Consider the following 19,173-nt stretch of genomic DNA (forward strand, 5'->3'; position numbering starts at 1 on the left):
TCAGCCGCCGCAGGCGGCGAGGTGGGTGCCGAATCCACCGCGTTCGGGCAGGGCGGCGGTGGTCGGCTCCGGGGCGGAGCGACCGGCGGCCGGGTCGCTGACCCGCATCGCGAGCGCGACGGTGCCGCCGCCGCCGACCGGCCCGAGGGCGCAGTCGTCGTCATCGTCGTCGTCCGAGGTCATGTTGCAGCCAGAGAGAGCGAGCGCGAGAGCGGTGAGCGCGCCGAGCTGCACGGAGGCCGAGCGGAGTCGGCGGCGGGGGCGTTGGTCCACGGCATCGTTGTAGCCGATCAACGCCACCGCCGCCGCCCCGCCCCCGGGCCGAGGTGGCCCGGCCGCCCCTCGGCGGGGCCCCTCACAGGGGCGTTACGCTCGGCTCATGCTCCGTTCCGTCATCCTCGCCGCCTCCCGGTCATCCCAGGTCGAGCGGCTCGTCGCGACTGCCCCGTACACCCGGGACGTCGTCCGCCGGTTCGTCGCCGGCGCCGCCACCGACGACGCGTTGCGCGCGACCCGCGGGCTCGTCGACGACGGCCTCGCGGTCACCCTCGACCACCTCGGTGAGGACACCGTCCGCCCCGAGCAGGCCACCGCCACCCGGGACGAATACCTGAAACTGCTGAAGATGCTCGGCGCCGCTGGGCTCACCCCGGCCGCCGAGGTGAGCGTGAAGCTCTCCGCCCTCGGCCAGATGTTCGACGAGCAGTTGGCGTACGACAACGCGCGGGCGATCTGCGCGGCGGCCGACGCGGCGGGCACCACTGTCACCCTGGACATGGAGGACCACACCACCACCGACTCGACGTTGGAGGTGCTGAGCCGGCTGCGCAAGGACTTCCCGTCGACCGGCGCGGTGCTCCAGGCGTACCTGCGGCGGACCGAGTCGGACTGCCGGGAGCTGTCCTCGGCCGGGTCGCGGGTGCGGTTGTGCAAGGGCGCCTACAAGGAGCCGGAGTCGGTGGCGTACCAGTCGGCCCGTGAGGTGGACAAGTCGTACGTGCGCTGCATGAACATCCTGATGTCCGGCGACGGTTACCCGATGCTGGCCACCCACGACCCGCGGATGATCGCCATCGGTGAGGACCGGGCCCGGTGGTTCGACCGGGGTCCCGAGCGCTTCGAGTTCCAGATGCTCTACGGCATCCGCCCCGAGGAGCAGGCCCGGTTGGCCGGCGAGGGCTACACGGTGCGCACCTACGTCCCGTACGGCGACGAGTGGTACGGCTACCTGATGCGCCGGCTCGCCGAGCGCCCCGCCAACCTGGTCTTCTTCGGCCGTGCCCTGATCTCCAAGAAGTAGTTCCTCCGGTTCGGCGAAACGGGCCGGCGGCGACCCCTCGGGTTGCTGCCGGCCCGTTTCCGGTAACCGGCTTGCCAACGTTGGCTAAGTAGCTTAGCTTTAAAGCTATGACAACTAGCCAGGTGCGGCGGGACGGTGGACACATCGCGTACGAGGTGCAGGGCGAGGGGCCGTTGGTGGTCCTCGCGCACGGCATGGGCGAGAACAGGGCGAGCTTCCGGCACCTCGTGCCGCTGCTGGTGGCCGCCGGTCACCGGGTCGCCTCGGTCGACGTCCGGGGGCACGGCGAGTCCAGCGCCGGCTGGCCCACGTACGCCCCGGCGGAGGTCGGCGCGGACCTGCTGGCCGTGGTCCGCGACCTCGACGCCGGCCCGGCCGTGCTGGTCGGCAGCTCGTCCGCCGCGGCGGCGGTGGTCTTCGCCGCCACCGACGCACCCGAACTGGTCACCGGCATCGTGCAGATCGGCGCGTTCGTCGGTCAGCCGAAGCTCAACCCGCTGCTGCGGATGGCGATGTGGTCGGTGCTGCACAATGCTCGACTGTTCGGGATGTTCCACAACACCCTCTTCCCGGTGCACCGGCCCGTCGACGACGCCGCGTACCGCCGCTCGATGGTGGCCAACCTGCGCGAGCCCGGTCGGATGGCCGCTACGCGCGGCGTGATCGCACCGGCCGAGCCGCACTGGACCGCCCGTGCCCCGCAGGTGCGGCAACCGGTGCTGGTGCTGATGGGCTCCAAGGACCCGGACTTCCCCGACCCGGGAGCCGAGGCGCGGGCCGCCCGGCGGCTCTTCGGCACCGCCGAAGCTCGGATGATCGAGGAGTCCGGCCACTACCCGCACGCCGACCGGCCGCAACGCACCGCCGAGGAGCTGCTCGGCTTCCTGGCGGTGTGCGCCGGTGCCTAGGGTCGGCCTCAACCAGCAGACCGTCGTACGGGAGGCGGCCCGGCTCGCCGACGAGGTCGGCTTCCCGCAGCTCACCCTCGCCGCGCTCGCCAGCCGGCTCGGGGTGGCGCTGCCCAGCCTCTACAAGCACGTACGGGGGGCGGACGCGTTGACCCAGAAACTGGCCGCCCTGGCGACCGCCGAACTGGCCACCGAAATGACCACCGCCGCGGTCGGCCGCTCCGGTGGCGACGCGCTCCGGGCCATAGCGGACGCCTACCGTGGCTACGCCCTCCGGCACCCCGGCCGCTACCCGACCACCCAGCGGGTGCCGGACCCGGCCGACCCGGAACACGTCGAGGCCGGCGAACGCGCCGTCGGTGCCGTCTTCGCGGTGCTGCGCGGGTACGGGCTCACCGGGGACGACGCGGTGGACGCGACCCGCGTGCTGCGCAGCGCCCTGCACGGTTTCGTGACCCTGGAGGCCGCGGGGGGCTTCGGTCTGCCCCGTGACGTCGACCGCTCGTACCACCAGTTGGTCGCGAGCATGGACATCTCGTTCCGCTCCTGGCCGCGTACCGGCGGGTGAACGAGCCACCGGGCCGATCGGCCCGGGGCGGCCTCGCCGCGTCCAGGTAGTGGTCGTACCCTTCGGCGGGTGACTGACGAGGTGCAGCAGCCAGCACCGCGGCGGCTCTGGCCGCTGTGGACGGTGCTCGTGGTGGTCGTCCTGCTGCTGGGCTGCGGCCTGCCGGCGGCGCTCGTCGTCGGAGTGATCCGGGAGACAGGCTCGCGCGCCACCGTCAGCCGGGTCGGCGCCTCGGCGGCCGACGACCCGGCCACCGCCGTGGCCCGAGGGCTGTCCGACCGGATCACCGCCCAGCTCCACCGGCAGTCAGCGGCACTCCTGGGCGGCGACCGCGCCGGGTTCCTCGCCGTCGCCGATCCCGCCGCCCACAACGACCTGCGCCGACGCTTCGCCGCACTGCGCGAGCTCAAGGTGACCGGCTGGCGGGCGGAGCCGAGTGGCCTGCCCGTGCCGATCATCGGCAAGCCCGGCGAGTGGCGGCTGCTGGTGCGCTTCCAGTACTGCTTCGTCACGCCGAAGTGCCGGCCCAGCCCGGTGCTGATCGGCACCCGGTGGCGGGAGAACGGCGACCAGCCCCGGATGGTCGCCATGGAGGAATCCAAGTCGGTGGAGACCGGCACCCGACCGTGGGAGATCAGCAACCTGGCGGTCGCCATCGGCGCGCGGACCATCGTCGCCACCACCCCGGTCCTGCGCGGCAAGCTGCCCGGCCTGCTCGCGCAGGCCGAGGCGGCGGCGAAGGTCGCCGACGGGTACGCGGTGACCGGCTCACCTCCGGACCGGTACCGGATCTTCTACGCCGGGCGCACCGAGTGGCAACGCTGGTACGGCGGGGAACGTCCGGAATGGACAGGCGGTTACGCGGTGACGGTGGGCGGCGGCCACCACGAGGTGGTGCTCAACGCCGAAGGGCTCACCAACAGCGGCACCGACGACCTGCTGCGGCACGAGCTGACCCACGCGGCGTCGCTGCCGGAGCGCGGCTACCCGGGCAAGCTCACCTGGTGGTTGGTCGAGGGCCTGGCCGAGTTCGCCGGTGCCGGCGGCCAGGCGGTCGACCGGTACGAGGGGATCGCCGACGTGCGCAAGATGGTCCGGGGCGGCTGGGACGGCAAGTTGGAGGGCGTCAACCCCGCCGACGACGCGTCCGCCGAACGGGTCGCCGCCAGCTACGGCATCGGCTACCTGGCCGTTCGGCACCTCGTCGACAGGTACGGGCCGCTGCGGCTGCTCACCTTCTTCAAGACCGTGGTGCACGACGGCAGGACCATCGACGCGGCTTCCGAGAAGGCGTTCGGTGAGCAGTGGTCGACGCTGCACGACGAGTGCGTGGCGTACGTCCGCGCCACCGCCGCCTGACGCAGCTCGCAGGCGGTGCGGCGGTGCGCCGTACCATCGATGGGTGCGCCGTTCCCAGTCGTCACGGCCCGCCAGCACCATGCGGCCCCGCCTGCTCATCGCCCTGACCGCCGTCGTCGTCCTCACCGCCACCACCGCCGCCTCCTGCGGCGACGAAGGCCCCGATCTCGCGCTGGCGTCGGCCACCCGGAACCCGGTCACCGAGGTGATCGACGCACCCGCCACTGTCACCGCCCGAGCCGCCGCCACCCTCACCGCTCCCGCCGACGGCACCCTCTCCAGCCTGCGCGTCCAACCCGGACAGCGGGTCAAGCGCGGTCAGGTGCTGGCGGTGGTCGACTCGCCGAGCGCGCAACAGCGCCTCCGTCAGGCCAAGGAGGCGCTGGCCGCCGCGAAGCGCGCCGGCCGAGGCGTCGGCGCGGGCAGCCTGACCAGCAGCCGGCGTGGCACCGACAAGGCCGCCGACGAGGCGTTCGACGCGGCCCGCACGGCGGCCGAGAAGATCGCCGACCCGCAACTGCGCGACGCGCTGCTCACCCAGGTGACGTCCGCGCAACGCCAGTACGCTGCCGCCGCGCGTAGCGCCGACCAGGCGGTCCGCTCCGTGCAGCGGGGGATCAACGGGTTGAGTTCCGCCGTCGGCGCTCTCTCGGCGGCGCAACGGCTCCAGGCCCAGCAGGCGTACGACCTGGCGAAGGCGACGGTCGACGCGCTGACCCTGCGCGCCCCGATCGCCGGGGTGGTGCAGCCCGGCGGCACCCGGGCCGGGGGAGGAGCGAATGCCGGTCTGGCCGGGCTCCTGGAACAGGCCGGTGGCGCCGGCCTCGACCCGTCCGTGCTTGCCCCCAGCCAGGGTGGGCCGCCCCCCGGCGTGGACGACGCCGTCGCGGTCGGTGGTCAGGTCACCGCCGGCACCCCGGTGCTGACCGTTGTCGACACCGGGCAGTTGGGTCTGCTCGCCGAGGTGGACGAGACCGACGTGCTGCTGGTCAAGGCCGGCGTGCCGGCCACCGTCGAGTTGGACGCCGTCGCCGGCGCCAGCTACGACGCGGTCGTCCGATCGGTCGACGTGCTGCCCACCAACTCCGCGCAGGGCGGCGTCACCTACCGGGTCCGCCTGGCGCTGGGCGCCGGAAAGCTGGCCGAGGACGAGCCCGCTCCGATGCCCCGCCCCGGCATGAACGCGATCGTGCACCTGCGCGTACGCGAGGCCGCCGACGCGGTGACGGTCCCCGCGTCGGCGGTGTTCTCCGCCGACGGACGGGACGCGGTCTGGGTGGTCCGTGACGGCAAGGCGGGCCGGGCGTCGGTGACCGTTGGCGTCCAGGGGGCCGACCTGGTGCAGATCCTCAACGGCGTGCAGCCCGGCGACCGGATCGTGGTGCGCGGCGCCGACCAGGTCCGCGACGGCCAGGAAGTCCGGTGAGCGAACCCGCCGTCGCGGATCCGCGCGGCGATCCGCCGGCAGAGGAGCGCGTTCCGGCCATCGAGGCGGTGGACGTGTCCCGGACGTACCAGCTCGACGGGGTGTCGGTGGAGGCGCTGCGCGGGGTGTCGCTCACCGTGCAGCCGGGGGACTACGTGGCCCTGGTCGGCCCGTCCGGCTCGGGCAAGTCCACCCTCATGCACCTCCTCGGCGGGCTGGACCGGCCCACCGGTGGCCGCCTGGTGATCGGCGGACGCGACGTCAACGCCCTCGCCCCACCGGAGATGGCGACCCTGCGCAACGAGACCATCGGCTTCGTCTTCCAGGCGTTCCACCTGTTGCCGCGTACCTCGGCGGTGGAGAACGTGGCGTTGCCTCTGGTCTACCGGGGAGTCCCGGCCCGGCAGCGGCGGGAGCGGGCGGCGGCGATGCTGGGCAGGGTCGGCCTCGGGCACCGGCTGGACCACCGGCCCAACCAGATGTCCGGCGGTGAGCAGCAGCGGGTGGCGATCGCCAGAGCGTTGGTCACCGAGCCGACGGTGCTGCTGGCCGACGAACCCACGGGCAACCTGGACAGTGCCACCGGCGCCGCCGTGCTGGGGCTGTTGGAACAACTGAACGTGGAGTCGGGGGTGGCGCTGGTGATGGTCACCCACGACCAGGAGGTGGCGGCCCGCGCCCATCGTCGGATCACCATGCGCGACGGGGTGGTGGTGGCGGACAGCGGCGACCCGCGCTCCGCTCATGATCGACCGCCGTCCGTTGATCACGGTCGACCTGCGACACTGGTCCCCGCTCCCAGCGCGGAGCCCCGGTCCGCGTCCGGAAGCGGTCCGGGGCACCCGTCCGGTGGCTCCGGTGGCGCCGCCGGAGCCACCGGGCGCCTTCCGCGCGAGGTCGAGCGGCCCGAGGCCGACCCGGGCGAGGCGCGTGAGAACGCTGCGGGCTCGCGCGGGTTCGAGCGGCCCGGAGGTACGGCGTGAGGGTCGCCGAGGCGTGGCGGGTGGCGCTGGACGCCCTGCGGGCCAACCGGATGCGGAGCGCGCTGACGATGCTCGGGGTGATCATCGGGGTGGCCTCGGTGGTGCTGCTGGTGGCGATCGGCACCGGCACCAAGCAGAAGGTCGAGCAACAGGTCGAGGGCCTCGGCTCCAACCTGCTGCTGGTCGTCCCAGGCCGCATCGAGGTGGGCAACGCGCCAGTCGTCTCGCCGCTGACCCTCAAGGACGTGGACGCCGTCACCCGGGTGGTCGGCGACCCCGATCGGGTGGCGGTCACCGTCGCCTCGGGGGCGACCGCGCGGGCCGGCGCCCGTTCCGACTTCACCACCGTGCAGGGCGTCCTGGAGACGACCCCGGCCGTGTTCACCCGCTCGCTGGCGCGCGGACGTTACCTCACCGGCACCGACGTGGACACCAGCCGCCGGGTGGCGGTGCTCGGTGACTCGGTCGCCCGTGCGCTCTTCCCCGACCGGGACCCGCTCGGCCAGCAGGTGGCGCTGGCCGGGGTGCGGTTCCGGGTGATCGGTGTGTTCGCGCCCCTCGGGCAGAGCCTCGGCGTCGACCGGGACGACGAGGTGCACGTGCCGGTGACCGCCGCGCAACGACTCTGGGGCACCCAGCGGGTCGACGGCATCGCGGTGAAGGCGCCGGACCGGGAGCGGATCGACGAGCTGGGCGAACGGATCGTCGCCGAGCTGAACCGCCGCCACCCGGACACCGAGTTCAGCGCCGTCACCCAGCAGCAGATCCTCGGCGTACTCGGCGACATCCTCGGCGTCCTCACCGGCGTGCTGGCGGCCATCGCCGGCATCTCGCTGCTCGTCGGCGGCGTCGGCGTCTCCAACATCATGCTGGTCAGCGTCCGGGAGCGGACCCGGGAGATCGGGCTGCGCAAGGCCGTCGGGGCGCGTCCCCGCGACATCGGCGTGCAGTTCCTGCTGGAGGCGGTGCTGCTCACCACGATCGGCGGGTTGACCGGGATGGCGCTGGGCGTGGGCACCGCCCTGCTTGTCGACGCGCTGTCGCCGATCCCGGCGGCGATCACCTGGTGGTCGTTGGCGCTCGCCTTCGGGGTCTCGGCGGTGGTGGGCATCGTCTTCGGGGTGGTTCCCGCGCAGCGCGCCGGCCGTCTCGACCCGGTGGTCGCGCTACGCACCGAATGAGCGGCAAAGGAACAACCGGACGACGGACGCGGACGGGCGGATACCGGGAGCACGGATCGGGTGAACCGGCCACCTGAGCATGATCAGTTGCAGGAAGGGATCGCGCCGGTCACAACCGCCCCGCTACCGTACTGGTAACACGCGCGTCGTCGGCCCGGCCCGGAGCATCCGTCGGGTTGGCACGCGCCGGGCATGGGATGGGTCGGTGAGCCATGGCCGGGTCACAGTCCGACGGACGGCTGTCGGAGGTCAAGTTCCTGACCGTTGCGGAGGTGGCGACGGTCATGCGGGTGTCGAAGATGACCGTCTATCGCCTGGTGCACAGCGGTGAGCTCACCGCCGTCCGGGTCGGTCGGTCATTCCGGGTGCCCGAGCATGCGGTGCACGAATATCTCCGGGGTGCCTTTCAGGAGACCGCCTGAGCCACCGCCTCACCCTCCGCTCGTCGGTTGACCGGCGTCGGTGGGCGTGAGGAGTGAGCTCGCGCGCCCCGCAGTCGTGCGCCAGAGGCGGCCGCGGCGGGGGCGCGTTGGTCCGGCTGACGCCCTGCGGCTACCCTGGAACCCGACCGAGACCCCACCGGTGCGCCCCGCCGCCCAGACTGGTCCGGTCCGTTGTCCGCAAGCGGTCGCCGTCGCCACCTGCGTGGTGTCATCCGGTCCGCCCCGCACGTTGTATCGAAAGGCTGTCGTATGGGCTCGGTGGTCAAGAAGCGCCGTAAGCGCATGGCTAAGAAGAAGCACCGCAAGCTGCTGCGCAAGACCCGCGTCCAGCGTCGCCGTCTCGGCAAGTGATCGCCGCCGGGCTCAGGCCCGGCGTTCGGCGTCACTTGCCAAACTGTCGACCTCCGGAGGCTCAGGTGATCAGGCCGTGGTCGTCCCGGCTCGGTCCATCCTGCCGGCGTAGGTGCGTCAGATGACCCCCGGTGGCACCTCAGGTGCTCCGGGGGTCGTCGTCGTCACCGGAGTGGGTCGTTACCTGGGAGCCCACGTGGCGGCCCGTCTGGCCGCCGACCCGCGCATCGAACGGGTCATCGGGGTCGACGCACCGGACTCCGGCATCGAGTTCACCGACCTGCTGGACCGGGTCGAACGGATCCGCGTCGACAACGGTTCCCTCGGTGGCCTCCTCGCCGACCTGGACGTCGACGCGGTGGTGCACCTCGCGCTCGTCACCTCACCCGACCCGCAGCACGGCGGCCGGTCCGGGATGAAGGACCAGAACGTCATCGGCAGCATGCAGATGCTCGCCGCCTGCCAGCGGGCACCCCGACTGCGCAAGCTCGTGGTCCGCTCGTCGACCGCCGCCTACGGGGTGTCGTTCCGGGACCCCGCGGTCTTCACCGAGGAGACCGAACCCCGCGAGGTGCCGCGCGGCGGTTTCGGCCGCGACATCCTCGACCTTGAGGGGTACGTGCGCGGCTTCCGCCGCCGTCGGTCCGACGTCACCGCCACGGTGCTGCGCTTCGCCCCGTTCATCGGTTCGACCGCAGACACCACGCTGACCCGCTATTTCTCGCAGCCGTTCGTGCCGACCGTCTTCGGCCGTGACCCCCGCCTGCAGTTCCTGCACTTCGACGACGCGTTGGAGGTGCTGCACCGGTCGATCGTGGAGGACCATCCCGGCACCTACAACGTCGCCGGCCCCGGCGTGCTGTCGCTGTCCCAGGCGATCCGGCGCGCCGGTCGGGTCGCCGTGCCGGTGCTGGAGCCGGGTCTCTCCGGGGCTGCCGCGCTGGCCCGCACCATGGGCTTCGGCCGCTACGGCCTGGACCAGGTCGACCTCTTCGTGCACGGCCGGGTGGTCGACACCAGCCGGCTTGAGCAGGAGTACGGCTTCACGCCCCGGTCGACAGCCGAGGCGTTCGAGGACTTCATCCGGGCCCACCACGGCGGCGTGGTGGTCACCCGGGATCAGCTGGCCGCCGCCGAGCAACTCGTCCTGGACGGCATCCGGCAGGTGCGCTCAGCGGTCCGGGAGCGGTCATCATGAGCGGCTTCGAGGAGGGGCGCGACCCGCAGTCGGTCGGGCGTTTCGACGTACCCGAGCGGGTGCCCGCTCCGGACGCGGAGCCGGCGCGGCGCAACGGACATCGACCTGCCGCGCAGGCCGCGCCGACCCCGGCCGCGCCGCCGGCCTCGACCGCACCCCCGACCCCCAGTACACCGCCGGCCCCGGCTCCGGCCGCACCGCCGGCCCCGGCTCCGGCCGCACCGCCGGCCCCAGCTCCGGCCCCGGCCGACGGGGTCGACGGCGGGTTGTCCGGCGGCACCGAGTCGGCGGTGTCGGACCGGCCCGGGGACCACTGGGACCGCAAGGTCGCGAACGGGTTGGCGTTCCTGCGCCGGCGGCTCTCCGGTGACTACGAGGTCGACGAGTTCGGGTTCGACTCGGAGTTGACCGACGCGGTCTTCCACCCGCTGCTGCGGCTGCTCTACCGCGACTGGTTCCGCACCGAGGTCAGTGGGGTGGAGCACGTCCCGGTGGACGGGCCCGCGCTGGTGGTCGGCAACCACTCCGGAACTGTGGCACTGGACGCCCTGATCCTCTCGGCGGCGCTGCACGACAGGCATCCCGCCCACCGCTACCTGCGGCTGCTCGGCGCCGACCTGGTCTTCCGGATGCCGGTGGTCTCCGAGTTGGCCCGCAAGACCGGCGGCACCGTGGCCTGCAACCCGGACGCCGAGCGGCTGCTCAGCGGCGGCGATCTGGTCGGTGTGTTCCCCGAGGGCTTCAAGGGCATTGGCAAGCTCTACGCCGACCGGTACAAGCTGCAACGCTTCGGGCGGGGCGGGTTCGTCTCGGCGGCGCTGCGTACCGGCACCCCGATCGTGCCTGTCGCCATTGTCGGCGGCGAGGAGATCTACCCGATGCTCGCCGACATCAAGCCCCTGGCGCGGCTGCTGAAGCTGCCCTATTTCCCGGTCACGCCGACGTTCCCGCTGCTCGGCCCGCTGGGCATGGTGCCGCTGCCCAGTAAGTGGCTGATCGAGTTCTGCCCGCCGATCCCCACCGCCCACCTGACCGACTCGGCGGACGACCCGCTGGTGGTCTTCAACCTCGCCGACCAGGTGCGGGAGACCATCCAGCAGACCCTGCACACGCTGCTGGAGCGACGCCCCGACCCGTTCGGCCCCTGAACCAGCCGGCGCGACGTGTCGCGTGAGGTCAGCCGGCTCGGCGGCGGCGCTGGAGGGCCAGGCCGGCGGTGACCGCGCCCGCGACCAGCCCGGCGGCCGCCGTCGACGGTACGGCGATCTTCACAGCCCGGCGACCGCTGCGGAAGTCCCGCACCTCCCAGCCGTGCTGGCGGGCCTGCCGCAGCAGGGTGCCGTCCGGGTTGACGGCCACGGCCCGGCCCACCGCGCGGAGCAGCGGCAGGTCGTTCGCCGAATCGCTGTAGGCCGCACAGCGGGACAGGTCGAGCCCTTCCACGGCGGCGAGTTGGGTGACCGCCTCAGCCTTGGCCGGCCCGTGCATCAGGTCACCCACCAACCGTCCGGTGTACGCCCCGTCCAGCACCTCGGCCACAGTGCCGATGGCACCGGTCAGGCCGAGCCGGGCGGCGATCACCCGGCCGATCTCGACGGGGGCGGCGCTGACCAGCCAGACCCGCTGACCGCCGTCCAGGTGACGCTGCGCGAGCTGGTGGGTGCCGGCCCAGATCCGGGGGGCCATCATCTCGTCGAAGATCTCCTCGGCGAGGTGTTCGACCTCGTTGACCCGCCAGCCCTGCACGAAGGCCAGCGCGGCCTCCTTGGCCAGTGACATGTCACCGGCGTGCTCCCGGGCCAGCAGCCGGAAGCGGAGCTGCTGCCAGGCGAATCGGGCCAGGTCGGCGGTCGTCACATAGTTTCGGGAGGCGAGCCCACGGGCGAACCAGTAGATCGACGCGCCCTGCATCATCGTGTTGTCCACGTCGAAGAACGCCGCAGCGCTCGGATCGGGTGCGCTGACCGGGGCCAGGTCGGTCTCGGCCCAGGCTGCGGTGTGCCCCTCGGCGTCGGTGCTGACCGTCACCTTACGGCTGCGCGCCACGCGAATCCCTTCCTCACCGGTACGACGGATGCTCCCCCGCGAGCGTATCCGCCGTAGACGGGCGACCGGCCGGGCACACAGCGAACTGTGGCGCGGCCGGTCGGACGTGCGGTATGGGGACGCGGGTCAGCGGGCCCCGGGGCAGGTGTTCGGGTTCGGCCCGAGGGCGTCGCTGGCGGTCGGTGCCGGCAGGCCGCAGGCGATCGCCGCGCGCAGGTCGTCCGAGCGTTCCCGGATGCTGTCCAGCAACACCAGCGACCGCTGGGTCCGTTCCCGGTCGACCCGGGTGCTCCCGTCGAGCAGACCGCGTACGGCCCGGCGCTGGCTCGACACGAAGGTGTTGAGAGTGTCCAGGCTGCCCGGCTCGGCCCGCTGCACGGCGGCGGAGGTCAGCAGGCGAACTCCCTGCCGGCTGTCGGCGTCCATGTCGTCGAGGACCGCGCTGTAGCCGATCCGGTCGCCGCGCAGCTTGGCGGCTTCGCCGACTCTGGTCCGGGCGAAGTCCAGGAAGAGTTGGCCTCTGCTGATGTCGGAGCTGGCCAGGGCGAGCTGTGCCCGTTCGGTGGAGCGCTTCATGCCGTACAGCGCGTCACCGGGCACCGCGTTCTCGCTGGCGGCGGAGATTCCGGAGACGGCGATGGCCCCGGCGGCGATGCCGACCAGGATCGCGCCCCGGGCTCGGGCCCGCCGTGCGGTGACCGCCGGCAGCAGCCGCCCGCGGGTGGTGGTGGCGGCCGGTTCGCTGACCGCCGCCGGCGTACTGCCCAGCCCTTCCCGCTCGGCGGTTGCGAGCAGCATCGCCCGCAGGCCGGTACGGAAGTCCTGGTCCACCTCGACAGCCGGGGGGTCGACGCTGAGCCGCTGACCCACTGCGACGAGCGGCGCCAGTTGGCCGTCCACCCGGGATCGCACGTGGTGTCGTCGAGCGCCGTTGGCCTCGTCGAGAAGCTGCGCGAAGCGCTCCGCGCGCCGGCGGGAGAAGAGGGTGTTGTCCACCGCAGGCACCTCCTCTCGCTGGTCACGGCCGGTCGGCCGCCGTCGTTGCCAGCGACCGGGCGGCAGTGTGACACCACGGAGGTGAGGTGCCGCCGGCATGCCGGTCGGACCTCGGTGACCCGGGCCTGCCGGGACATCCACCGGTCGCACCCGGAGAAACGCGGCGGACCGGGCACGGGTTACGGGCCTGGCGGGGCGGAAATTACAGAAAGTGATGGTCATCACCGGGCGGGACCGACTTTGAGCTGCGCGGACGTTGATCGACGTCCGTCGGTCCCGCCGTAACAAACTACGGCTGGAAGCCGTCGGGCAGCAGCCGGGCCAGGGCGCGGACGGCGCGGTACTGGAGGGCCTTGATGGCTCCCTCGTTCTTGCCCATCGCGCGGGCCGTCTCGGCGACCGAGAAGCCCTGGAGGAAGCGGAGCACGATGCACTCCTGCTGCTCCGGGTTGAGCTGCTTGACGGCGGTGAGGAGCGCGACGTTGGTGATGTGCTCCACCACTGCCGCCTCCGGGCTGCCCTCCGGGCCCCGGTCCTCCCGGTCGGCGTCGAGCACGTCGCCGGTGGTGACCTCCAGCCGGTACCGGCCCGACTTGAAGTGGTCCGCGACGAGGTTACGGGCGATCGTCACCAGCCAGGCGCCGAGGTCGCGGCCCTGCCAGGTGAAGCTGCCGATCCGCTTGAGCGCGCGCAGGAAGGTGTCCGAGGTGAGGTCCTCGGCGAGTTGCCGGTTGCCGACCCGGAAGTAGACGAACCGGAAAACGGTGTCCACGTAGCGGTCGTAGATCAGACCGAACGCCTCGGACTCACCGGCCTGGGCCCGCTCGATCAGCGTCCAGACCTCGGTCGCCGGGTCGGACGGGTCCGGGCGGCTGGGGAAACCGGTCGGAGTGGTCGCGGTGGTGGCCGGCACCGCCGGGATCACCGCTGTCTCGCCCGCCGCCGGGTCGGTGGTGACCGCCGGTGTGTCGCTTACCCGACGCCCCTGCACAGGCATCGTGGGTCGCGGCGGTACGGCGACCCGGCCGCCGGCCGGCTTCGCGTTTCCGCCGGGCACCGCGGGTCGCGGCGGTGGCTCGTTGTGGTGTGGCCGGCTGCGGATCCGCTGCGCCGCGCCGTCACCCCGCACGACGCCGCCGTGCTGTTCGTCAGACGGGGCACGGGCCGCGGGCCGCTCGTTGACGTGGGAGCGGGCGGGTTGACCGGTCAGGCCGACCGGACGTTCCGCGTATCCGAAGGTGGTCATCGCGTCGCCCCCGTCCCGTCGGTCGCCGGGCGGGCCGGTCTGGGTCTCGTCGGGGCGGACCGGCCGGGTGACCGGTCGGGCAGGACGGTCACGGGAGTTGCCGACGCGCGGCAATTCCCGTGGAGGTGCTGGTCCAATGCGCTCACAGGCACGGGGGCCTCCTCGGGCTGAGGGGTGTCGACTCACGGCAAATGGGGTGAGCCGACCCGAGTGATGATAGGGCCAACGTCACCCGCGCGTGGCAAGTCCGTTACACAAGGCGGAAGTATTTCCCGCTCCGTCGCACCGGTGGCGGACCGGTTGTCCGTCGTGTGCGATTGACTTTCCGTCGGCTGGGTGTTCCAGGATGGATCCCCAGGTCGGAGGCTTTCTGCCCGTTCGGCTGACCCACCGCGCCGGCCGGCCGGACGGTGGCGGCCGAACTGCCCTTGGTCAGCGTCGCACGTCCCATCGACAGGACCTGATCTGATCGCCGGTGGCACACCGGACAGTCCCGTGTATGGGACTGTCGCGGTGTCGTCCTCCGGGCGTGGCGCACCACCATCGGGCGTGGCCCGCCGGGGCCCGCTGTGCCAGACTCGATCACCGTGCAGGACGCCTCGGAAAGCCCCGCGCCGAACCTCGCCGACCGGGTCCGCCGGGCGGCTCTCGACAGCGCCGACCGGCCCGCGCTGCACTGGCGTGAACACACAGTGAGCTGGTCCGAACTGGACAGCGCTGTGGACGCCGCCGCACGCGGCCTGTCCGCCGCCGCGCCACCCACCGACCCCGGCGGTACGCCGCCACGCGTCGCCATCGCGCTGCCCAACACACCGGACTTCGTGATCGCCTGGCTCGGCGCCCTCCGCGCCGGTCTGATCACCGTGCCGGTCAACCCCGGCCTCACCGCCCCGGAGCTACGGCACGTGCTCGCCGACTCCGGCGCGTCGGTGCTCATCGCCACCGACCACGTTCGAGGCCTGGTCGCCGACGTGGCCGCCGAACTGCCCGCGCTCGCCTCGGTGCACGGCACGCCACCGACCGTCGACCCGCCCGGACCGGCACCCCGCCCGCGACGCGGCGGCACCGACCTGGCTGTACTGCTCTACACCTCCGGCACCGAGGGGCGACCCAAGGGAGCGATGCTCTCGCACCAGGCCCTGCTCGCCAACCACGAACAGGTCGACGGGATCGAGCCGCCGGTGGTCGGGCTGACCGACACCGTTCTCCTGGCGTTGCCGCTGTTCCACGCGTACGGGCTCAACTCGGGGCTCGGCGCGGTCGTGCACCACGGCGCGACGGGTGTGCTGCTCGACGAGCCGGGCCCGACGGCGGGGCTGGACGAGGTCGCGCGGCACCGGGTCAGCGTGCTGGTCGGCGTACCGTCGATGTTCCTGACCTGGGCCGGCGCGGCCACGGCCCGCGCGGCGACCGCGTCGGTGCGGGTGGCGGTCTGCGGCGCGGCACCGCTCGAACCCGCTGTCGCGGCGCGCTTCACCGAGGTCACCGGGCATCAGGTCCACATCGGGTACGGCCTCACCGAGACCGCGCCGGTGCTCACCTCCACCCTGGTCGGCGGCGTGGCCAAGCCGGGTTCGATCGGCCGGCCGCTGCCCGGGGTGCGGCTGCGCCTGGTCGGCGCCGATGGGACGGACCTGTGGCGGGACGGGCTGGCCGTCCCCGACGACGACCCCGACGAGCTGGACATCTCCGACGTGGCTCCGGGCACCGACCCGGGGCAGATCGTGGTGTCCGGCCCGAACCTCTTCACCGGCTACTGGCCCGACGGTCGGGGCGGCCCGGACGCCGACGGTTGGTGGGGCACCGGTGACATCGCGTACGCCGACGAGGACGGTGACCTCTTCCTGGTCGACCGGCTCGGCGAGCTGATCCTGGTCAACGGGTTCAACGTCTACCCGCACGAGGTCGAGCTGGTGCTCGCCGGGCACCCCGGGGTGGTCGAGTCGGCGGTACTGGGTGTGCCACACCCGCGGACCGGCGAGACTGTGCGGGCGTACGTGGTGCCGGCGCAGGGCCGACCGGTGACCAGCGAGGAACTGCTCGCCCACTGCGCACGGAACCTGGCCCGGTTCAAGTGCCCGACCGCTGTCGAGTTCGTCGACGCCCTGCCGCACTCGGCGATCGGCAAGGTACGCAAGACCCAACTCCGGTCGGCGCCGCCGACCGACCGCACGGAGGTAACCGATGGCCAGTGACGCCCGACTCGCCCTGATCACCCGACCCGGCTGCCACCTGTGCGACGACGCCAAGGCGGCGCTCGACCGGGTGGTCGCGGTCACCGGCGACAAGTGGGTCGAGTGGGACGTCACCGGCGACGAGGGGCTGGAGCGGGAGTACGGGGACCGGCTACCGGTGGTCATGCTCGACGGCAAGGAGCACGGCTACTGGCGGGTCGAGGAGGACCGGCTGCTGCGGGACCTGACCACGCCGCAGCTCTGAGGAGTACCTATGGTGCTCTGATGACCTCCGCGCACCCGCACCTCGTCTGGGACTGGAACGGCACCCTGCTCAACGACCTCAGCCTGGTGGTGTCCGCCACCAACGTCGTGTTCGCGAGCCTGGGCGGGCCGACTGTCACATTGGACGAGCACCGGGTGCGGTTCCGCAGGCCGATCGCCGAGTACTACGCCGACGTGCTCGGGCAGGCAGTGGACGACGACGAGTTCGGTCGGCTGGACAAGATCTTCCACGACGCGTACCGCACCGGGTTGACCACCTGTGAGCTGGCCGCCGACGCACGCGGCGCGATGGCCTCCTGGCCGGGCACCCAGAGCCTGCTCTCCATGTGGTTTCACGAGGAACTGGTCCCGACCGTGCACACGTACGGTCTGACCAGCCACTTCACCCGCGTTGACGGGCTGCGGGCCACGGTCGGCGGCGGCTACAAGGCCGAGTCGCTCCAGCTGCACCTGGCCGAACTGGGCGTGGACGGCGCCTCGGTGGTGCTGATCGGCGACTCCATCGACGACGCCGACGCGGCGCTCGCGGTCGGCGGCCGTGCCGTGCTCTACACCGGCGGGTTCACCGACCCGGGCCGGCTGCGCGCCTCCGGTCACCCGGTCGCCGACACCCTCACCGACGCGGTGGCCCTGGCCCGGGAGGTCAGTTCCGCAGGTAGGTGAGGACGGCCAGCACCCGCCGGTGCTGTTCGGTGTCCGGTGGCAGGGTGAGCTTGGTGAAGATGTTGCGCACATGCTTCTCCACCGCGCCGTCGCTGACCACCAGGGCGCGCGCGATCGCGGTGTTCGAACGCCCCTCGGCCATCAGGGCGAGCACCTCGCGTTCGCGGGGGGTCAGCTCCCGCAGCGGGTCGTCACGGCGGCGTCGGGCGAAGAGCTGACCGACCACCTCCGGGTCGAGCACCGTGCCGCCGCCCGCCACCCGGCGCAGCGCGTCCAGGAACTCGTCGATCGCGGCCACCCGGTCCTTGAGCAGGTAGCCGATCCCGCCGCCGGCGCCGCCGGTGGTCGCGAGCAGATCATCGGCGTACGAGACCTCGACGTACTGGGAGAGCACCAGGATCGGCGTACGCGGCACCAGCCGGCGGGCCTCCACCGCAGCCCGCAGCCCTTCGTCGGTGTGCGACGGGGGCATCCGGACGTCGACGATCGACACGTCGGGCCGGTGCTCGACCACCGCCTCGACCAGGGCGTCACCGTCCCCGACGGCGGCCACCACCTGGTGCCCACTCTCGGTCAGCAGCCGGACCAGCCCTTCCCGGAGCAGGACGGCGTCGTCGGCGATCACGATGCGCATGGCTGTGGTGTCTACCACGTCGCTCACCATCGCGGCGGCTTCCAGCCGCTTACAGGGGTAGCTCGGCGCGGATCTCGGTGGGGCCGCCGGTCGGGCTGGCCACCATCAGTTCGCCACCCGCGGCCCGGACCCGGTCGGCGATGCCGGCCAACCCGTGCCCCTTCGCCAGGTGCGCGCCGCCCTGTCCGTCGTCGCCCACCCGCACCTGCAGGTGGGAGCCTCGCCGGGTCACCGTCACAGTGGCCTCGGTGGCCCGGCTGTGCTTGGCGACGTTCGTCAGCGCCTCGGACACCACGAAGTACGCGGTGTTCTCCACCGCCGGGTCGAGCCGCCCAGCCGGGGTGCCGAGCTGCGGGTCCACCTGGAGCTCGATCGGGATCAGCCCGCGGCCGGCGATCGCGGCCAGGGCGCTGGGCAGGCCCCTGTCGACCAGGATCGGCGGGGCGATGCCCCGGGACAACGCCCGCAGCTCGGCAAGCGTGTCCCGGGTCTGGCTGACCGCCTCGTCGATCGTCTGGCCGGCCGCGTCCGGGTCCGAGGCGAGCTGCATCCGGGCCCGGCTGAGGTCCATCGCCAGCCGGACCAGACGCTGCTGGGGACCGTCGTGGATGTCACGCTCCAACCGGCGCAGCGCGGAGGCCTCGGCGGACACGGCGGCCCGCTTCTGCTCCTCCAGCACTGTGATCCGGTCGCGCATCTCGGCCACCCCGGTCAGCATGGCCTTGGCGAAACTCGCCTGGAGCAGTGCGCAGCCCCGCACCACGATCGGCAGGGTGATCAGGAAGAACACCCCGAGCGCGGTGTTCAGCCCGATTCGGGCGGTGGTCGAGTCGCCCAGGCCGAGGATCTGCGCCAGATCCTGGTCACCCTCACCGGACGGGTGGGGGATGGCCCAGTCGTAGGCCCAGTAGAGCGAGCCGGCGATCGCCGCGGCCCACCAGGACAACGTAACCACGAAGGTGCCCACCGCTGCGATCAAGCGCAGGATGCCGTGCGCCAGGTCGAGCCAGGACTGGGCGTCCCGGATCGGCACGAAGATCCGGCGCCAGGCGTTCGCGCCCGCCTCGGGCAGCCGGTAGTTCGGCCGGATCCGGGGCTGCCGGAGCACCGCGGCCATCCGCAGCCGCTCGATGTCGGCCAGGCCACGGGCGGCGTACAGGGTTCCGCTGAGGATCGGCAGGCCGATCACCGTGACGACCAGGCCGACGCCCACCGACAGGCCGACGACGAGGACGATGAAGCTGGTCAGCCCCAGGGGCAGGCCGAGCAGCACGTACCCGGAGTCGACGAAGAGCTGGCGGGGAATGCTCGGTGCCAGCGGCGGTCGGGCGCTGGCGGCGGCAACGGCGGTCATGCCCAAAGGCTAGGCATGTGGCCTCGCCGGACCCATCCCGAAACCCCGCCTCTCCGCC

20 protein-coding genes are annotated in these 19,173 nt (G+C 72.7%); 14 read left to right on the plus strand and 6 right to left on the minus strand.

The features are described 5' to 3' along the window. Entirely contained in the window at positions 1-300 is a 300-nt protein-coding gene (locus ACLQ3F_RS12640) for a hypothetical protein (protein WP_357197634.1), read from the minus strand. Between the two features lie 79 nt (positions 301-379). Between ACLQ3F_RS12640 and ACLQ3F_RS12645 the strand changes: the two genes are divergently transcribed. From ACLQ3F_RS12645 to ACLQ3F_RS12695, 11 genes are all read left to right on the plus strand, one after another. Next, positions 380-1,300: a proline dehydrogenase family protein gene (locus ACLQ3F_RS12645; protein WP_091402747.1), complete on the plus strand. Its 921-nt coding sequence runs from the start codon at positions 380-382 to the stop codon at positions 1,298-1,300. Positions 1,301-1,407: 107 nt separating this feature from the next. After that, positions 1,408-2,208: an alpha/beta fold hydrolase gene (locus ACLQ3F_RS12650; RefSeq protein ID WP_425848796.1), complete on the plus strand. Its 801-nt coding sequence runs from the start codon at positions 1,408-1,410 to the stop codon at positions 2,206-2,208. Next, the gene (locus ACLQ3F_RS12655; RefSeq protein ID WP_425848798.1) at positions 2,201-2,776 is read left to right on the plus strand and encodes a TetR/AcrR family transcriptional regulator; all 576 of its coding nucleotides are present in this window, start codon (positions 2,201-2,203) and stop codon (positions 2,774-2,776) included. The genes ACLQ3F_RS12650 and ACLQ3F_RS12655 overlap by 8 nt, the downstream gene beginning before the upstream one ends. 69 nt (positions 2,777-2,845) lie before the next feature. Further along, entirely contained in the window at positions 2,846-4,135 is a 1,290-nt protein-coding gene (locus tag ACLQ3F_RS12660; protein WP_425848799.1) for a hypothetical protein, read from the plus strand. 79 nt (positions 4,136-4,214) lie between these two features. After that, positions 4,215-5,561 (plus strand): efflux RND transporter periplasmic adaptor subunit, encoded by a 1,347-nt coding sequence (locus tag ACLQ3F_RS12665; protein WP_425849285.1) that lies wholly within the window; start codon positions 4,215-4,217, stop codon positions 5,559-5,561. After that, positions 5,558-6,544 (plus strand): ABC transporter ATP-binding protein, encoded by a 987-nt coding sequence (locus ACLQ3F_RS12670; protein WP_425848800.1) that lies wholly within the window; start codon positions 5,558-5,560, stop codon positions 6,542-6,544. The genes ACLQ3F_RS12665 and ACLQ3F_RS12670 overlap by 4 nt, the downstream gene beginning before the upstream one ends. Continuing rightward, entirely contained in the window at positions 6,541-7,725 is a 1,185-nt protein-coding gene (locus ACLQ3F_RS12675) for an ABC transporter permease (RefSeq protein WP_357197620.1), read from the plus strand. The genes ACLQ3F_RS12670 and ACLQ3F_RS12675 overlap by 4 nt, the downstream gene beginning before the upstream one ends. Before the next feature lie 212 nt (positions 7,726-7,937). Then, complete coding sequence (locus ACLQ3F_RS12680; protein ID WP_007465625.1) at positions 7,938-8,147, plus strand: helix-turn-helix domain-containing protein; 210 nt, start codon at positions 7,938-7,940, stop codon at positions 8,145-8,147. A 270-nt stretch (positions 8,148-8,417) separates the two neighbouring features. Then, positions 8,418-8,519 (plus strand): 30S ribosomal protein bS22, encoded by a 102-nt coding sequence (locus ACLQ3F_RS12685; protein WP_007465623.1) that lies wholly within the window; start codon positions 8,418-8,420, stop codon positions 8,517-8,519. 121 nt (positions 8,520-8,640) lie between these two features. Continuing rightward, complete coding sequence (locus tag ACLQ3F_RS12690; RefSeq protein ID WP_357231750.1) at positions 8,641-9,717, plus strand: NAD-dependent epimerase/dehydratase family protein; 1,077 nt, start codon at positions 8,641-8,643, stop codon at positions 9,715-9,717. Positions 9,718-9,983: 266 nt separating this feature from the next. Beyond that, positions 9,984-10,865 (plus strand): lysophospholipid acyltransferase family protein, encoded by an 882-nt coding sequence (locus tag ACLQ3F_RS12695; RefSeq protein WP_425849288.1) that lies wholly within the window; start codon positions 9,984-9,986, stop codon positions 10,863-10,865. Between the two features lie 28 nt (positions 10,866-10,893). On the opposite strand, the gene ACLQ3F_RS12700 is transcribed toward ACLQ3F_RS12695, so the two are convergent. The 3 genes from ACLQ3F_RS12700 to ACLQ3F_RS12710 form a co-directional block, all read right to left on the minus strand. Beyond that, positions 10,894-11,763: an HAD family hydrolase gene (locus tag ACLQ3F_RS12700; RefSeq protein WP_357257386.1), complete on the minus strand. Its 870-nt coding sequence runs from the start codon at positions 11,761-11,763 to the stop codon at positions 10,894-10,896. 126 nt (positions 11,764-11,889) lie between these two features. After that, complete coding sequence (locus ACLQ3F_RS12705) at positions 11,890-12,759, minus strand: DUF5667 domain-containing protein (protein ID WP_355005758.1); 870 nt, start codon at positions 12,757-12,759, stop codon at positions 11,890-11,892. A 289-nt stretch (positions 12,760-13,048) separates the two neighbouring features. Beyond that, the gene (locus tag ACLQ3F_RS12710) at positions 13,049-14,005 is read right to left on the minus strand and encodes an ECF subfamily RNA polymerase sigma factor, BldN family (protein WP_357197613.1); all 957 of its coding nucleotides are present in this window, start codon (positions 14,003-14,005) and stop codon (positions 13,049-13,051) included. A gap of 587 nt (positions 14,006-14,592) precedes the next feature. Between ACLQ3F_RS12710 and ACLQ3F_RS12715 the strand changes: the two genes are divergently transcribed. Genes ACLQ3F_RS12715 through ACLQ3F_RS12725 form a run of 3 tightly spaced genes read left to right on the plus strand, consistent with a single transcriptional unit; the run spans position 14,593 to position 17,127 of the window. After that, positions 14,593-16,200, plus strand: coding sequence for an AMP-binding protein (locus ACLQ3F_RS12715; protein ID WP_425848804.1), 1,608 nt, complete (start codon positions 14,593-14,595; stop codon positions 16,198-16,200). Next, complete coding sequence (locus ACLQ3F_RS12720) at positions 16,190-16,444, plus strand: glutaredoxin family protein (protein ID WP_030490173.1); 255 nt, start codon at positions 16,190-16,192, stop codon at positions 16,442-16,444. The genes ACLQ3F_RS12715 and ACLQ3F_RS12720 overlap by 11 nt, the downstream gene beginning before the upstream one ends. Before the next feature lie 20 nt (positions 16,445-16,464). After that, entirely contained in the window at positions 16,465-17,127 is a 663-nt protein-coding gene (locus ACLQ3F_RS12725; RefSeq protein WP_357257391.1) for an HAD family hydrolase, read from the plus strand. Here ACLQ3F_RS12725 and ACLQ3F_RS12730 read toward each other — a convergent pair. Further along, entirely contained in the window at positions 17,108-17,761 is a 654-nt protein-coding gene (locus tag ACLQ3F_RS12730) for a response regulator transcription factor (RefSeq protein WP_030329744.1), read from the minus strand. The genes ACLQ3F_RS12725 and ACLQ3F_RS12730 overlap by 20 nt on opposite strands. Before the next feature lie 49 nt (positions 17,762-17,810). Beyond that, positions 17,811-19,115, minus strand: a complete 1,305-nt coding sequence (locus ACLQ3F_RS12735; protein WP_425848806.1) for a sensor histidine kinase — start codon at positions 19,113-19,115, stop codon at positions 17,811-17,813. Positions 19,116-19,173 lie beyond the last annotated feature (58 nt).

It is taken from the genome of Micromonospora sp. DT15 (assembly GCF_049841475.1).
Lineage (GTDB): Bacteria > Actinomycetota > Actinomycetes > Mycobacteriales > Micromonosporaceae > Micromonospora.

What these genes read in the sequence shown, in the direction of transcription:
- ACLQ3F_RS12645 (WP_091402747.1), top strand. Translation starts at nt 380, where the DNA reads ATGCTCCGTTCCGTCATCCTCGCCGCCTCCCGGTCATCCCAGGTCGAG.
- ACLQ3F_RS12650 (WP_425848796.1), top strand. Translation starts at nt 1,408, where the DNA reads ATGACAACTAGCCAGGTGCGGCGGGACGGTGGACACATCGCGTACGAG.
- ACLQ3F_RS12665 (WP_425849285.1), top strand. Translation starts at nt 4,215, where the DNA reads ATGCGGCCCCGCCTGCTCATCGCCCTGACCGCCGTCGTCGTCCTCACC.
- ACLQ3F_RS12680 (WP_007465625.1), top strand. Translation starts at nt 7,938, where the DNA reads ATGGCCGGGTCACAGTCCGACGGACGGCTGTCGGAGGTCAAGTTCCTG.
- ACLQ3F_RS12685 (WP_007465623.1), top strand. Translation starts at nt 8,418, where the DNA reads ATGGGCTCGGTGGTCAAGAAGCGCCGTAAGCGCATGGCTAAGAAGAAG.
- ACLQ3F_RS12690 (WP_357231750.1), top strand. Translation starts at nt 8,641, where the DNA reads ATGACCCCCGGTGGCACCTCAGGTGCTCCGGGGGTCGTCGTCGTCACC.
- ACLQ3F_RS12710 (WP_357197613.1), bottom strand. Translation starts at nt 14,005, where the DNA reads ATGACCACCTTCGGATACGCGGAACGTCCGGTCGGCCTGACCGGTCAA.
- ACLQ3F_RS12720 (WP_030490173.1), top strand. Translation starts at nt 16,190, where the DNA reads ATGGCCAGTGACGCCCGACTCGCCCTGATCACCCGACCCGGCTGCCAC.
- ACLQ3F_RS12725 (WP_357257391.1), top strand. Translation starts at nt 16,465, where the DNA reads ATGACCTCCGCGCACCCGCACCTCGTCTGGGACTGGAACGGCACCCTG.
- ACLQ3F_RS12730 (WP_030329744.1), bottom strand. Translation starts at nt 17,761, where the DNA reads ATGCGCATCGTGATCGCCGACGACGCCGTCCTGCTCCGGGAAGGGCTG.
- ACLQ3F_RS12735 (WP_425848806.1), bottom strand. Translation starts at nt 19,115, where the DNA reads ATGACCGCCGTTGCCGCCGCCAGCGCCCGACCGCCGCTGGCACCGAGC.